Origin of the sequence: Bartonella birtlesii IBS 325, assembly GCF_000273375.1 — a bacterium.
Classification (GTDB): Bacteria; Pseudomonadota; Alphaproteobacteria; order Rhizobiales; family Rhizobiaceae; genus Bartonella; species Bartonella birtlesii.
The window spans coordinates 1,310,866-1,325,698 of record NZ_CM001557.1 but is presented as its reverse complement, the minus strand read 5'-3'; the positions used below and the strand labels follow the sequence as shown (position 1 = coordinate 1,325,698).

General features: G+C 34.3%; 16 protein-coding genes. 7 read left to right on the top strand and 9 right to left on the bottom strand.

The window, feature by feature from the left end:
• Positions 1-4 precede the first annotated feature (4 nt).
• The gene (locus QWU_RS06405) at positions 5-841 is read left to right on the top strand and encodes an MBL fold metallo-hydrolase (protein ID WP_006589651.1); all 837 of its coding nucleotides are present in this window, start codon (positions 5-7) and stop codon (positions 839-841) included.
• 87 nt (positions 842-928) lie between these two features.
• Entirely contained in the window at positions 929-1,288 is a 360-nt protein-coding gene (locus QWU_RS06400; RefSeq protein ID WP_006589652.1) for a hypothetical protein, read from the top strand.
• A 417-nt stretch (positions 1,289-1,705) separates the two neighbouring features.
• Here the strand turns inward: QWU_RS06400 and QWU_RS10380 are convergent, their stop codons facing one another.
• Genes QWU_RS10380 through pcsA form a run of 3 tightly spaced genes read right to left on the bottom strand, consistent with a single transcriptional unit; the run spans position 1,706 to position 3,990 of the window.
• A complete protein-coding gene (locus tag QWU_RS10380; RefSeq protein ID WP_017196426.1) occupies positions 1,706-2,107 on the bottom strand; it encodes a DUF6163 family protein in 402 nt (133 codons plus the stop codon).
• Positions 2,104-3,150, bottom strand: a complete 1,047-nt coding sequence (locus QWU_RS06390) for an enoyl-CoA hydratase/isomerase family protein (protein ID WP_006589653.1) — start codon at positions 3,148-3,150, stop codon at positions 2,104-2,106. The genes QWU_RS10380 and QWU_RS06390 overlap by 4 nt, the downstream gene beginning before the upstream one ends.
• 27 nt (positions 3,151-3,177) lie before the next feature.
• Positions 3,178-3,990: a phosphatidylcholine synthase gene (gene pcsA / locus QWU_RS06385; RefSeq protein WP_006589654.1), complete on the bottom strand. Its 813-nt coding sequence runs from the start codon at positions 3,988-3,990 to the stop codon at positions 3,178-3,180.
• Between the two features lie 180 nt (positions 3,991-4,170).
• Here pcsA and QWU_RS06380 point away from each other — a divergent pair, with 180 nt between their 5' ends.
• The 4 genes from QWU_RS06380 (at position 4,171) to sodC (ending at position 7,297) form a co-directional block, all read left to right on the top strand.
• On the top strand, positions 4,171-5,397 hold the full coding sequence (locus QWU_RS06380) for a UbiH/UbiF family hydroxylase (RefSeq protein ID WP_006589655.1): 1,227 nt from the start codon (positions 4,171-4,173) through the stop codon (positions 5,395-5,397).
• Between the two features lie 340 nt (positions 5,398-5,737).
• Positions 5,738-6,082 (top strand): hypothetical protein, encoded by a 345-nt coding sequence (locus QWU_RS06375; RefSeq protein ID WP_006589656.1) that lies wholly within the window; start codon positions 5,738-5,740, stop codon positions 6,080-6,082.
• Positions 6,060-6,386 (top strand): hypothetical protein, encoded by a 327-nt coding sequence (locus tag QWU_RS06370; RefSeq protein ID WP_017196424.1) that lies wholly within the window; start codon positions 6,060-6,062, stop codon positions 6,384-6,386. Before QWU_RS06375 ends, QWU_RS06370 begins: the two co-directional genes overlap by 23 nt.
• Positions 6,387-6,769: 383 nt before the next feature.
• Positions 6,770-7,297 (top strand): superoxide dismutase family protein, encoded by a 528-nt coding sequence (sodC, locus tag QWU_RS06365; RefSeq protein WP_026017321.1) that lies wholly within the window; start codon positions 6,770-6,772, stop codon positions 7,295-7,297.
• A 28-nt stretch (positions 7,298-7,325) separates the two neighbouring features.
• Here sodC and QWU_RS06360 read toward each other — a convergent pair whose 3' ends face one another.
• The 6 genes from QWU_RS06360 to QWU_RS06335 form a co-directional block, all read right to left on the bottom strand.
• A complete protein-coding gene (locus tag QWU_RS06360; protein WP_006589659.1) occupies positions 7,326-7,727 on the bottom strand; it encodes an SUF system Fe-S cluster assembly protein in 402 nt (133 codons plus the stop codon).
• Positions 7,720-8,964: a cysteine desulfurase gene (locus QWU_RS06355; RefSeq protein WP_017196422.1), complete on the bottom strand. Its 1,245-nt coding sequence runs from the start codon at positions 8,962-8,964 to the stop codon at positions 7,720-7,722. The genes QWU_RS06360 and QWU_RS06355 overlap by 8 nt, the downstream gene beginning before the upstream one ends.
• An 8-nt stretch (positions 8,965-8,972) precedes the next feature.
• Entirely contained in the window at positions 8,973-10,238 is a 1,266-nt protein-coding gene (sufD, locus tag QWU_RS06350; protein WP_006589661.1) for a Fe-S cluster assembly protein SufD, read from the bottom strand.
• 11 nt (positions 10,239-10,249) lie between these two features.
• Positions 10,250-11,005 carry a Fe-S cluster assembly ATPase SufC gene (gene sufC / locus QWU_RS06345; RefSeq protein WP_006589662.1) on the bottom strand — a complete coding sequence of 252 codons (756 nt, stop codon included), beginning with the start codon at positions 11,003-11,005 and terminating at the stop codon, positions 10,250-10,252.
• A 158-nt stretch (positions 11,006-11,163) separates the two neighbouring features.
• On the bottom strand, positions 11,164-12,675 hold the full coding sequence (sufB, locus tag QWU_RS06340) for a Fe-S cluster assembly protein SufB (protein WP_006589663.1): 1,512 nt from the start codon (positions 12,673-12,675) through the stop codon (positions 11,164-11,166).
• A gap of 162 nt (positions 12,676-12,837) precedes the next feature.
• Positions 12,838-13,983 carry a cysteine desulfurase family protein gene (locus QWU_RS06335; RefSeq protein ID WP_006589664.1) on the bottom strand — a complete coding sequence of 382 codons (1,146 nt, stop codon included), beginning with the start codon at positions 13,981-13,983 and terminating at the stop codon, positions 12,838-12,840.
• A 159-nt stretch (positions 13,984-14,142) separates the two neighbouring features.
• Here QWU_RS06335 and QWU_RS06330 point away from each other — a divergent pair, with 159 nt between their 5' ends.
• Positions 14,143-14,823: an alpha/beta hydrolase gene (locus tag QWU_RS06330; protein WP_006589665.1), complete on the top strand. Its 681-nt coding sequence runs from the start codon at positions 14,143-14,145 to the stop codon at positions 14,821-14,823.
• Positions 14,824-14,833 lie beyond the last annotated feature (10 nt).

Genomic DNA, 14,833 nt, shown 5'->3' with positions numbered 1-14,833 from the left:
AGGTATGTCTGATCGATACCGATTCACAATATTAGGCTGTGGTCCTTCTCCAGGAGTTCCTCGCCCTAATGGTGACTGGGGAGCTTGTGATCCAAACAATCCTAAAAATGAACGCTACAGAAGCTCTTTGTTAATTGAACGCATTAAACCATCAGAAAAAAAAACAACAGTGGTTATTGACACTGGTCCAGATTTTAGATCACAAATGATCAATGCTCACGTAAACCATCTTGATGCTGCACTTTATACGCATTCTCATGCAGATCATATTCACGGTATTGATGATTTACGCAGTTATGCGCTTGCACAAAAATGTTTAATTGATATCTATGCGGATATATTCACGTTAAAGCATTTAAAAAGTGCTTTCGGATATTGTTTTCAAACGCCAAAAGGTTCCTCTTATTCACCTATTTTAAAAGCACATCTCATCAATGAGGATAGTCAATTCGTCATTCAAGGGCAGGGTGGAGCAATAACTGTCAATACACATTTACAATGTCACGGTAATATTCATTCTTTAGGTTTTCGTATTGGTAATGTTGCTTACTGTACAGATGTGAGTAAATTTCCTGAAAAAACATTACCAAAACTTATGAATTTGGATGTTCTCATTATTGAAGCACTGCAATTTGAAAAGCATCCAAGCCATTTTTCCGTTGATCAAGCATTACAATGGATAAAATATTTACAGCCAAAACAAGCAATCCTTACACATATGGATAGATCTCTTGATTACAATAAAGTAGTAAATTATGTTCCACCACATGTTAAGCCTGCATATCAAGGACTTATTTTTGAAACAGATGTACAAGTTTCACAATCAAATATTTTTTGTTGACTAAAAACTTCTCTAAAATTCTTATCTTTTCTTTATACTCTTTTTGCAGTAATAATGAGGTTTTTATGTCTAAATAAAGGTTTTTTTATGTATAAATATTTAAAATGGGGAATATGTACTGTGATTTTGGCAATTTCTTTGTCAGCATGTGGAGGACGCTCAGAAAAAAATATTTCTGTTACAACATTACATGATGGAACAATGAGTTGTGCCGATATTCAACGAGAATTTTACGCTAATAAACGCCAGATTAATGATACAATGGCAGAGCGCCATAAAGCAAGAAACAAAAACGTAGCTTTAGCGGCAGCAGGTGTTGTATTTTTACCTGCTTTATTTTTTATGGATGTAAAATCACATGAAAGCAATGAAATTTCAGCTTTAAATAACCGTAATGCTGTTTTGAGTGATCTTGCACGTATAAAACGTTGTCAATTACCACAGTAACTTTTTTATTTAATTATTAGATTTTTTTTGGCTTTAAGTAGAATTACTTAAAGCCAGTTTTTTATATTATTCAAATAGATAAGTGCTTTAACAAACTTTTGCCATAATTTTGACTAAACATGGGAATGTGCGCCATAAATATGGCAAATATGTCTAAAGTAGGATTCATATATTTGTGATCTTTTTGTCGCATAATATATATTATGGAACTTTTTGAAGGATATATTAATATGATACCAGCATTTTGGGGAATGATAGCATCATTACTATGGATATTTTCAACAAAAGCTACTAGTCCTTGGGATTTATGGTGGGTACCGTTTTCTTAAGAAAATTTTGTGGCTCTTTTTAAAATTAACGATCGGGCCAGCCATTCTGGCCCGAAAATTTCAATTTTGATAGTCTTTTTATTTTTCTTTAATATGATTTCTTTTTTAAAAAAATCATTATAATTCGTAGTACTATGAAAATTAAAAATAGTATTGCATGAAATAATGGTAAAAAAAGTTGACCAATAGAGTCGAAATAATACATCGTTAATGTTTCCGCAAATACTGCAATGCACCATAAAACAATTCCCCATAGCGAATACATCCAGAGGCCGATCAGGGCGATAGGATAAACAATAGCCAACGTAGCTGATGCAAACTGCCAATGCCATGGCATAAGATCAAAACGCCACAAAACACCAGGCAATATGCCAACAAGACGTATCCAGTAAATAATACTTAGACCTAAGCAAATAAACGCTAAAAATCGTAAATAACATTTGTAAATTAAATTGATTTTTGAAATTTGTTTTTGAAGATTGTTTTTCAAAATAATAATTCTTTTTCAACAGGTTGGAAGTAAATATCTATCATTTCATCTGTCACATTTGAAAGTTTATTTGGCTGCCATTTTGGTGTTTTATCCTTATCAATTAACATTGCACGTATTCCTTCATAGAAGTCATGCGAATTAATCATATGATGTGCAATACGATTTTCCATTTTCATACACTCTTCTAAAGTTTTAGGTGGACTTTGTTTCATTTGTTTCCAGATGACTTTTAAACTTGTAGGAGAACGCGATAACAAAATATCATAACATTCTTTAGCAAATAAAATCCCTTCATTGCTCTTTTTATAAAGAAGTTCAAGACATTCCTCTAGCGTAGAGGTACCAAAACATGCGTTGATAATACAGCGTATTTCATGATTTGTTTCATAGTCTTTTGTAATTGCTCGTTCATCTAAAGCTAATTTAGGATTTCCTCGCTCAATAATAGCTTTTCTAATGGATACTAATTCAATTTCAGGAACCGCATGTGTTGCTAACCTTAAGTTTAAACAATCTCCCCATTTTATGTGTGCACCAGTCAATGCAAGATAAATACCAAAGTGATTGGGCAGAGATGGTAAAAAAAAGCTTGCCCCAACATCTGGAAAAAAACCAATAGCACCTTCTGGCATAGCAAAAAGTGTATTTTCTGTAACAACTCTATGTGAACCGTATAGAGAAATACCTACCCCTCCTCCCATCCAAATGCCATTCAAGAAAGAAATATAGGGTTTTGAAAAGCGTTTAATATGAGCATTTAAACGGTATTCATCACTAAAATATTGATAAGAAGAAGCTTTTTTTCCCATATGGTAGATTTCCACAACATCTCCACCGGCACAAAAAGCACGTCCCTCTCCTTCAACTAAGACACAAGAAACATCATCATCTGTTTCCCATGTGGCGAGTGCTTTTTTTAAAGCAAAAACCATGCGACCATTAAGAGCGTTTAATGCTGAAGGACGAGTAAGCTTTATAATACCAGCACGCCCTTTCTTTGTAAAAGAAATGTCATCACCTGCCCCAAAGTCAATTTGCATATTATCCCCGTTTTAAAATATTTAACCTTATTTTTTTATTGTATTTTTTGCTCCTAATTGGGGAAATATTTGCATGATAGCACCAATAGAATATATATAAATTCCTGTAATTGAAATCCCTATCTTAACCCAAGGTGGAGCATTTAGTTTGTAAAAAAATGCGACAACAGCAAAAGAACACCATAAGAGAAAAATTGGAAAATTAAGTTTACGCAAACGAATAACTCTTACTGGATGAATGAAATAAATTGGTAAAAAAGATATAATTGCTGATGAGGCAATTATAGTAAAAATAATCCACTCTCCTGGTTTGATAACAAAAAGCATAAAAATCATCATATTCCAAACTACGGGAAATCCTTTAAAAAAATTTTCTTTGGTTTTCATTCCAGTATCTGCATAATAAATAGCTGATGAAATAACAATGATAGCACTCAATACAAATGACAATCCTGAACTCATTAAACCACTTTGATAAAGTGCAAAAGCCGGAATTAAGACATAAGTGACATAATCAATAATATTATCCAAGAGCTCACCAGACCATGTTGGAAGTATATATTTAACATCGAGCTTGCGTGCAATTGGTCCATCGATACCATCAACAAGAAGTGCAAGGCCAAGCCAACAAAACATAGCTGTCCATTCTTTTTGGGATGCTGATATAAGAGAAAGAAAGGCTAAAAATGAACCAGAAGCTGTTAGTAAATGAACAGAAAAAGCCTTTGCTTGTGGCATCGTTACTTTCTTGTGGCGCAAGAGATCAGCATTTTTCTTGATTTTTTTTGTTAGCTTACGTCTCAAAGTTTTCTTACCCTCATTTCTAAAATTTTTATTCATATACCAATATGTTATTTATCTATGGCATGATTTTCATTATAAAAAAATCATAAAAAGGTTACTTTTTTATATCGCATTATTTATTACATACTATAATAGAATAGCTTCATATAATAAAAAGAGATTGTTCATCTGGAAAATGTTAAAATATGTGATAAATGGAGAAAGGCTCAGGTAATTGTGACATTTAAAAAAAACGGTCATAAAGATATTGCTGTTATTGGTGCAGGTCCGATCGGTATGTTAGCAGCGCTTTATCTTGCACATAAGAGCTATTCTGTTTATCTTATTGGTCCACCTGCTCATGCTGATGAATTACGAACCACTGCCCTTATGATGCCAGCAGTACGTACGCTTGAAAAACTTAATATGTGGAATATTCTTAAAAGGCATGCTGCAGCTTTATCCTTCATTAGAATCATAGATATCACATCTCGAATTGTGCGTGCTCCTAGTGTGAGTTTTTCTTCTGCTGAAATTGATGAGGAGGCTTTTGGTTATAATATCCCCAATGTAGAATTGAATAATGCTTTAGTTTCTTCTATTGCACATATGCCTAATATTATGAGACTTGCCTCTTCGGCGATTTTTTTTCAACAGCAAAACAATCATATATGTATTGCTCTTGCAGATGGTCGCATTATACAAGCATCTCTTGTTGTTGCTGCTGATGGCCGCCATTCTCTAGCGCGAAAAGCCGCAGGTATAAGAACTAGACGGTGGAATTATCCACAAAAAGCACTTGTTCTTAATTTTTCCCACGACCTTTCTCATCAAAATACATCAACTGAATTTCATACAGAACACGGTCCATTTACACAGGTTCCATTATTAGGAAAAAAATCTAGCCTCGTATGGGTCACTCATCCCTCTCGTGCTGAAGAATTATTAAATATGGAAGAAAAAGAAATTGCAAAAGTAATTGAAAACCAAATGCAATCAATGCTTGGAACATTAACATTAGAGACATCAATTCAAGCATGGCCACTTTCAGGACTTATCTCTCATTGTTTTGCTGCTAATCAAACGATTTTAGTGGGTGAAGCAGCCCATGTTTTCCCTCCTATTGGAGCACAGGGATTAAATTTAGGATTTCGTGATGTGCAAACTTTAATTGATATTTTACCTAAAAAAATATCTGATTTTCAGCCTAAAATGATTGTTGCAAATTATAATAAATACCGTCGATCTGACATATTAATCCGGAGTGGATTTGTTCATATGCTCCATTTTTCTTTACTTTCTAATATGTTGCCTATTCATGTTATGCGGAGTATGGGACTTGGATTATTACGTCATTGTTCACCATTACGTAATTTATTTATGCGAGAAGGAATGCATCCTGGTTACGGCTTCAAAGAAATTATGAAAATATTCCAAATAAAATTACCTACAGCCCTTCATTGATATAGTAAAAATAGATGATATTGATAGAGATTAAAATAACGGGGTTCAGCTGAAAAAAGATGTTTAAAAGCTGTTTTTCTTATAGATGCATAAATATCAAAAGCGAAACATATTTATAAAAATAATAGAAAAAATGAGATTAATATATTTAAGAGATCTTATAAAATCTAACGATAAGATATTTTGGCTAATCGTATCTTGCCACTTAAGAAAAATAAAAGAGAAAAAATTTTAATTCATCATGCCTTCGTTAACTATAATATCTCAAATGCTTATAGCCTTGGGAACCAGTTAACAATACAAAAGTTAATGAATTAGTATTTTAACAGATGGCAATAAGATGAGATTAAGTAAAATTTTAAACTCAAGTATTTTTTTTATGATTATTATATGTCTCTCATCTATAGTTACGGCTTCAATAAGTAAAGTTTTTTATGCTCCCTATTGTAAGGCTTTTGCATATAGCTTTACTAAAGACATTACTAAACCAGGACAAAATTCGTTTACTGCTTCACAAATTAGAAACTGCTTCATGCAAAATGGTTTTACCAATATTAAACGATTGCGTTTAGACGATAAAGGTATTTGGCGTGCTTTAGTAGAATTTAAAAAGTGTTATTTTGTCATATCTGTTGATTATTCTGGAACAGTTAGTGTTCAAAATGAAAGAAAAAAATGTGATTGATTTTAAAACCTGTAGTGATATTGCTTCTAATAACTGTGAAAGAACTTTTTTAAAAAAAGTCTTTCATTCTATTAAAGAGTCAGCTTTTATCGGAAGTTTAAATGGCAGTATATCAGGAGCGATCACAGCAATTCTTGCAACTTATGGTTATATTGCTCTACCAGGATTTGGTCCAATTGTCACAATGGGTATAAGCATAGCATTTTCCATCGGAATAATAGTTGGTGCAATGATAGGATCAATAACGGGTATTTTTATCGGTACATTTTGTATTTTTATAGGAAATTTATACACATCACGATAATTATTCCTTATAAAGAAATTACGTTATATTATAGCTAAGTGCTGGATAAGGTATTAAAGTTACTTACTTAATTTCTTATAAAACCTTAAAAGAATCTCCACTTTTTTAGAAATATCTCTTGAAGAAATGTAAGTGAAACATAACTATCAATTTATAAAAGCTGCATTATGAAAGATAGGAGAGATCATTTTAGATATTTTAAAATGTATAAAAAGATTTATTTTGAACTTAATTTTTTACTTAAGAGAATAGAACAATTATTAGAATGTAAAAGAGCTATATTATAAAGTATAGATTTAGTTTTATACTTAAGATAAAAATTACTACAATAAATATTTTTCAATTTGTGAGAGTTAATTAAAATGACTACAAAAATATACTGTATAAATAAAATTTTAATTCTATTATTAGCTTCAATAACATTTTTTACTTTTAACAATACTGTATTAGCAAAATCTATGCAAGTAAAAGTTTATGAACTAGAAAAGAACAATATAAAGAAATCTATTGGCACAATTAAAATTGAAGAAAACGCATATGGCCTGGTTTTTACGCCAAATTTGTCTACCTTACCGGAAGGTTTGCACGGTTTTCATATACATGAGAATCCTTCATGTGATACGAAAGATGGTATAATTGGCGGTGGTGCAGGTGGACACTATGATCCAAACCATACCTATAAACATCTTGGGCCTTATAATATGAATGGGCACTTTGGTGACTTACCTGTACTTTACGTCGATGATAAGGGCAATTCAACAATGAGTGTTCTTGCTCCAAGAATTAAAAAGCTTTCAGAAATTACGGGGCACTCATTAATAATTCATATAGGGGGAGATAATCAATCAGATAAGCCATTACCACTTGGCGGAGGTGGTGCGCGTTTAGCGTGTGGTATTATAGAAGAATAAAGCTAACATCACAATAAGTTACGAAATTCTAGTACCATCCGACAGCAATTTGCGCTTCTTCTGACATACAATCAGGTGTCCATGGTGGATCAAACGTCATGGTGACTTCAACATGTGAAACACCTTCAACTGCGCTTACAGCATTTTCTACCCAACTCGGCATTTCGCCGGCAACAGGACATCCCGGTGCTGTAAGTGTCATTTCAATTTTTACTGAACGATCATCTTCAATATCAATACGATAAATCAATCCTAGCTCATAAATATCAGCAGGAATCTCCGGATCATAAACTGTTTTGAGAGCAGAAATGATATCATTTGTCATACGATCAATTTCATCTGCTGGAATTGCCGATATGTAAGATTTTTCATTTTCACTTACAGTTTCTACAGCTTCTGTAGAATGATGCTCTTCAATTGTTTTAGCCATTAAAAAATGTCCTTGCTTTTTCTAATGCTTCTACCAATTGGTCGATGTCTTCATGATTACTATACATGGCTAGTGATGCACGACAAGCAGATGTCAAACCAAAATGCTGTAATAAAGGTTGTGCACAATGTGTCCCGGCACGTATAGCAACACCTTGTCGATCAATAAACATAGCAATATCATGGGCATGAATGCCTTCTATTTCAAAAGATATAATAGCACCTTTATGAGGAGAACATCCGTAAATACGTAATGACTTAATCGTTTCAAGTCTTTCATGTGCATAGGATAAAAGTGCTGTTTCATGTGCATGAATAGCATTTCTATCTTTTTTCTGTATATAATCAATAGCAGCTGCCAATCCAATAGCTTCGGCTATAGGAGGAGTGCCCGCTTCAAAACGATAAGGGGGAGAATTGTAAACAACCTCATTAACAGTTACATCCTCAATCATCTCCCCTCCCCCTTGAAAAGGATACATCTCTTCTAGTCTATATTCCTTACCATAAAGAACGCCAATACCTGTAGGACCATAAAGCTTATGACCCGTAAAAACATACCAGTCGCAATCAAGGTCTTGGACATCAACTGTCAAATGTACAGCCCCTTGAGAACCATCAACAAGAACAGGAATAGAATTTTGGTGCGATAGCTTAATAACTTTTTTAACAGAGGGCATAGTCCCCAGTATATTAGACATATGTGTAATACTAACAAGTTTTGTTCTATCATTTAAAGCCTTTTGAAAATCTTCGATATGTAAAATACCATCTTCATCAACTGGCACAAAAACAAGCTTAACGCCTTTTCGTTCACGAATAAAATGCCAAGGAATAATATTTGAGTGATGCTCCATAATGGTGAGAACAATTTCATCACCTTCATTCAATTTGGGCATCCCCCAACCATAAGCAACGGTGTTAATAGCCTCTGTCGCACTTTTTGTAAAAACAATTTCTTTCACTTTTTGAGCATTTAAAAAATCACGAACTGTTTCGCGAGCATCTTCATAAGATTGTGTTGCTGCATTCGATAAAAAATGCATTCCTCGATGCACATTTGCATAACGAGATTGATAGAAATTATTCATTGTATCAAGCACAGATTGCGGCTTTTGAGCAGATGCACCACTATCAAGATAAGCCAATCGCTTGCCATAAACACTATGGTGCAAAAGAGGAAAATCATGCCGAATTGCTTCTACATCATAATTTAATGTTTGTACGTCATTTTCCATTTTGTACCTTAAACATTTTTTTCTAACCACATACTAATAATATTCCTCAAAATAGTTTGAATATTATTCTGCTTCATATCTTCAATAAGCTCGAAGACAAATCCTTTAATTAAAAGTGCGCAAGCTGCTTTAAAAGGGATGCCGCGCGCCATGAGATAAAAGAGATGATCATGATTAATATTGGCAACTGTCGCACCATGACCACATACAACATCATCAGCAAAAATTTCTAATTCAGGTTTTGCATTAAATTCTGCATCATCTGAAAGAATAAGACTATTACAAGCCATGCGCGCATCTGTTTTTTGCGCTTTTTGAGAAACGCGTATTATTCCTTGAAAAACACCAACTGCTTTATCTGTAACCACATTGCGTATAATTTCGGTTGAGGTTGATTTTTCTTCAACATGACGAACGTTCATTGTAAGATCGTTATGCGTTTGCCCAGATAGCAAATTTATTGCTCGTAATTGAAAATCAGCCTCTTTTCCCTGTAATTCAATATCAATTTCTTGTCGATTAAGTTGACTACCTATATTAACCACATAAAGCGATAATTTAGCTCCTTGACCAAGAACCGCTTGAAATCGGCCGAACTGTGTAGAACTGAAACCACGATTTCGAATAATTATCCATGTAATATCACTATAAGCGGCGATATCTAAAGAAAATATCGAACTGACAAAGGTATCTTTATCATTGCCAATTTGATGTTCAACAAACACAACTTGACTATTTTTATCAACTTTTATGTTTGAAAAAATATGAGATTGCCCACCCATTTGAATATTTTGTAATTCTATAGGAACAGTTAACTTTGTATTTTCAGGAATGTGAAAAAGCCATCCATCTGTAACAAAAGCCGTATTTATTTGCCCAATAAAGTCTTCTCGAGCAATGAGTTGGTCTATTTGTATAGAATTTTCTTTTAATGCATCCGCAAATTGTCTTGTTGCAACATTTATGATCTTTGACTTTTTATCGGTCTTTCCATTTTTAATAGAAAAAATGGCGCCCTCTGAAAACAATGTATCAACCAATTGTTCTTCATCATTTACTTCTGAAAAATCACTAACAGATTTCAATAATGTACGCAGATTAGTGTAGTGCCAATTTTCAATTTTACGTGAAGGAAGTCGTGTGGTTTGAAACAGTTCAATAGCTTTTTTGCGAATTACCTGCACAGTCTCATCGCCGGGTAAGTTCTTGATATATTGATTAAAATTATTGAGTATATCTTTTTCAACCTCTAATAATTCTTTCTGTGCGTTCATATTCAATGACCTTAAGCCGCTTCACTAATAAGATTAGTATATCCATTTTGTTCCAAATAAAGCGCTAATGATTTATCTCCGCTTTTAATAATGCGCCCTTTATAAAGAACATGTACTGTATCAGGGATAATATAATTAAGAAGGCGTTGGTAATGGGTAATTACCAAAAATGAACGCTTTGAATCCCGAAGTTTATTAACACCATCAGCAACAATTTTTAGTGCATCAATGTCTAGACCAGAATCTGTTTCATCTAAAATGCAAAGTTTAGGTTCAAGAAGTGCCATTTGTAAAATTTCAGCGCGCTTTTTTTCTCCACCTGAAAAACCTACATTTAAGGGACGTTTGAGCATATTCATATCTATATCAAGTTCCGAAGAAATTTCTTTAACACGTTTTATAAACTCAGGAATCTTAAGTTCTTTATCACCGCGCACTTTACGTTGAGAATTCATCGCAACTTTTAAAAACTCCATCGTTGCCACTCCAGGTATTTCCATTGGATATTGAAATGCAAGAAAAATACCATATGCGGCGCGTTCTGCTGGATCCATTTCTAACAGTGATTGTTCATTATAAAGGATATCACCTTCTATCACTTCATAATCATTATGACCAGCAAGCAAATAAGACAAAGTCGATTTTCCAGCTCCATTTTGTCCCATAATAGCAGCAACTTCACCATCTTGAATCGTCAAACTTAAACCGCGAATAACTTCTGTATCGGTCCCAACAATCCGGGCACGTAAATTTTTTATCTCTAACATAATTTAATCCTGTTCTGGCTGTTGTTATCTTTTTCAGATAACGATACGCTTTCGCCTTGCTTTTATATCAATTTTTTCTATAAATTAATATACAGCTCATTGTTTGCTACTATTATAGTTCTTTTGCATTAAATTTTCTCTTTATCTCATAAATAAAATTATCCAACGCTACCTTCGAGGCTAATACCAATGAGTTTTTGTGCTTCAACAGCAAATTCCATTGGAAGTTTCTGAATAACTTCTTTTACAAAACCATTCACAATTAACGCTATTGCTTCTTCTTCAGGAATTCCCCGCTGCATGACATAAAAAAGCTGATCATCAGAAATTTTTGATGTTGTCGCTTCATGTTCAAATTGTGCTGTCGCATTTTTTGCTTCAATATAAGGCACTGTATGGGCACCACAGTTATTACCAATTAATAAGCTATCACATTGCGTAAAATTACGCGCATTCTGAGCTTTTCGATGCGCTGTAACTTGCCCACGATATGTGTTATTTGAAAAACCAGCAGAAATACCTTTAGAAACAATACGACTTGATGTATTTTTTCCCAAATGAATCATTTTTGTACCAGAGTCAATCTGCTGATAACCATTTGCAATCGCAATAGAGTAGAACTCACCACGCGAGTTGTCACCACGGAGTAAACAAGATGGATATTTCCAAGTAATCGCAGAACCAGTTTCAACTTGTGTCCATGAAATTTTAGAATTATCGCCCCGACAATCTCCACGTTTTGTAACAAAATTATAAATACCGCCCTTACCTTCTTTGTCACCAGGATACCAATTTTGTACCGTGGAATATTTAATTTCTGCATTTTTGAGGGCCACGAGCTCAACAACAGCAGCATGAAGTTGATTTTCATCGCGTTGAGGTGCGGTGCAGCCTTCAAGATAAGAGACGTAAGAATCTTCGTCTGCTATAATCAATGTTCGTTCAAATTGACCTGTATTACGCTCATTAATCCTAAAATAAGTTGAAAGCTCCATAGGACAGCGAATCCCTTTGGGGATATAAACAAATGAACCATCTGTAAAAACAGCTGCATTTAAGGCAGCATAATAATTATCACCCGCTGGTACAACTGCTCCTAAATACTCCTTAATAAGATCAGAATGTTCTATAATTGCTTCTGAAATAGAGCAAAAAATAACGCCGGAACGTGCTAACTCTTTTTTAAATGTAGTCACAACGGAAACAGAATCAAAAACCGCATCAATAGCTACTTGTCCTGATGTATAAATATTATCATCAAAAGTAGAGGGATCAGATTGTTTCCTTACTCCTGCCAAAATTTCTTGCTCCTTAAGAGGAATGCCAAGTTTTTCATAGGTTGCCAATAATTCAGGATCTACTTCGTCTAAAGATTTTGGTCCTGTGTGATTTTTAGGAGCAGCGTAATAATGGAGCTCTTGAAAATCAATTTTGGGGTATTTAATACGTGCCCAATTTGGCTCTTGCATTGTTAACCAACGGCGGAAAGCTTGCAAACGCCATGTAAACATCCATTCAGGTTCACCTTTTTTGGCAGAAATAAATCTTATAATATCTTCATTTAAACCCTTTGGAGCTTTATCTGTTTCAATATTGGTTTCAAAACCGTATTTATATTGATCAACATCTATTTTGCGTACCTGGTGTATTGTTTCCTGCACTGCTGGCATCAGCTTTCTCCATTCTTTCCGGTGTCAAGAACCGGTGATTAAAAGTCTTGTTTGTTACAAGATAAAGCAGCAATTTACTCTCTAAATTATATGTAAAGTAGGAAAATTTCAATCAAGCTTATTTTATTTTTAAAACAATTTTAAATTTTAAAATAATAAATTTCATTTTTTACTATTACTGACAATCTTAGAAAAAACCAATAAAAAATCATCGATATCTTGAGACGTTGTGTTCTGTCCTATTGAAATGCGAATAGCTCCGTTGGGGACATCGTAACCCATTGCTTCCACCACTTTACTTTGTTTTACTTTTCCTGAAGAACAAGCAGAACCTGCTGACACAGAAAATCCTGCTAAATCAAAAGCAATTTGCATCGTTTCAGCTTTTAGATTTTCTATAGTGAAATAAGTTGTGTTTGGCAAACGCTGGACTCTTTTTCCAAAAATTTCGATATCACAAGATATTTTTTGCAGTCCATCTTCTAATTTATTGCGTAAAAATATTAACTTTTTTATCTCCTCTTGGCTGTAACAATCAGCTATCGCTGCTCCAAAAGCGGCAATAAGTGGCAATGCTTCTGTTCCTCCACGTAAACCTTTTTCCTGCCCACCTCCTATAATAAGAGGATATGGCATGAGAAGGTTCCCATTTGAAACAAAAGCCCCAATTCCTTTAGGTCCACCAATTTTGTGTGCAGAGAGTATAAAAAAATCTCCTCCTATCTGATGAATATCAACGAAATTTTTGTCTACATATTGCGTTAAATCAACAATCAGAATGCCTCCAGAATCCCGAACGATAGCAGCTATTTCTTTTATTGGTTGAATAACACCCGTTTCACCATTTGCAGCTTGAATAGCAACAAGAGGAAGCCCTTTTGTTTTATCGTGAATCTTTAAGAAAGAGATTAATTTATCTTGTTGAATAAGCCCATCTTTATCAACAGCAATTGTACTGATGAATTCTTGAGGAAAACGGCCCCCTTCTGCAACAGATGGATGCTCAGTAGCACCAATATAGAGATGGGAAAAATGAATTTTAGATTTTCCCATATTATAAAAGGGTGTTAACAAAGTCATTGCAGCCTCACTTGCACCAGATGTAAATACAACATGATCTGGCTTGGTTTTAAGACCTTCAGCGATTTGCCTACGTGCTTTTTGTAATAAAGCCTTAGCAGCGCGTCCTTCTGCATGAACCGATGAGGGATTACCCAATATCTCTAAAGATTCCACTAATGCTACCCGCGCTTTTTCTTTGAGCGGTGTTGTTGCATTATGATCAAAATATCGACGTTTTACAACCATTTTACATCACAATCATTTATCTGATGAATTGATTTTAAAAAATAGTGCAATTTTCTTGAAAAATGCACTTAAATAAGAATATCTAGTAATCAATTAAGAGATTCTATGGTAAAAGTCGGTTGAGGTCAATGAGAGCTTGTCATATATAAGGAGCATTTAATGCCAGAAGTTATTTTTAATGGTCCCGTAGGTCGGCTTGAAGGGCGTTATCAGCCCTCACAGCAGAGGAATGCACCAATTGCAATTATTTTGCATCCTCATCCCCAATTTGGGGGCACCATGAATAATAAAATTGTTTATGATCTTTTTTATATGTTTCAACAACGCGGTTTTACAACATTACGTTTTAATTTTCGTGGCATTGGTCGTAGCCAAGGTGAATTTGATTATGGAATAGGAGAACTTTCAGATGCTGCTGCTGCGCTCGATTGGGTGCAAACACAGCATCCCGATTCTAAAAATTGCTGGGTAGCTGGATATTCATTTGGTGCTTGGATTGGAATGCAACTTTTAATGCGCCGACCGGAAATTGAAGGTTTTATATCCGTTGCTCCTCAACCCAATGTTTATGACTTTTCATTCCTTGCTCCTTGTCCCTCTTCTGGGCTTATTATTCATGGTAATATTGATAAAGTTGCTCCTCCAAAAGATGTACAAACGCTTGTAGATAAACTAAAAACTCAAAAAGGGATCACTATTACGCAAGAAATATTGGAAGGTGCCAATCACTTTTTTAGTGGTTACAATCAAGAACTTATTGAACGATGTGCACAATATCTAGATAATCATATTACAGGTGAATTCCTTGCACCTCCACCTGAAATACTCTCACTCACTTAAAGTGTAAGGT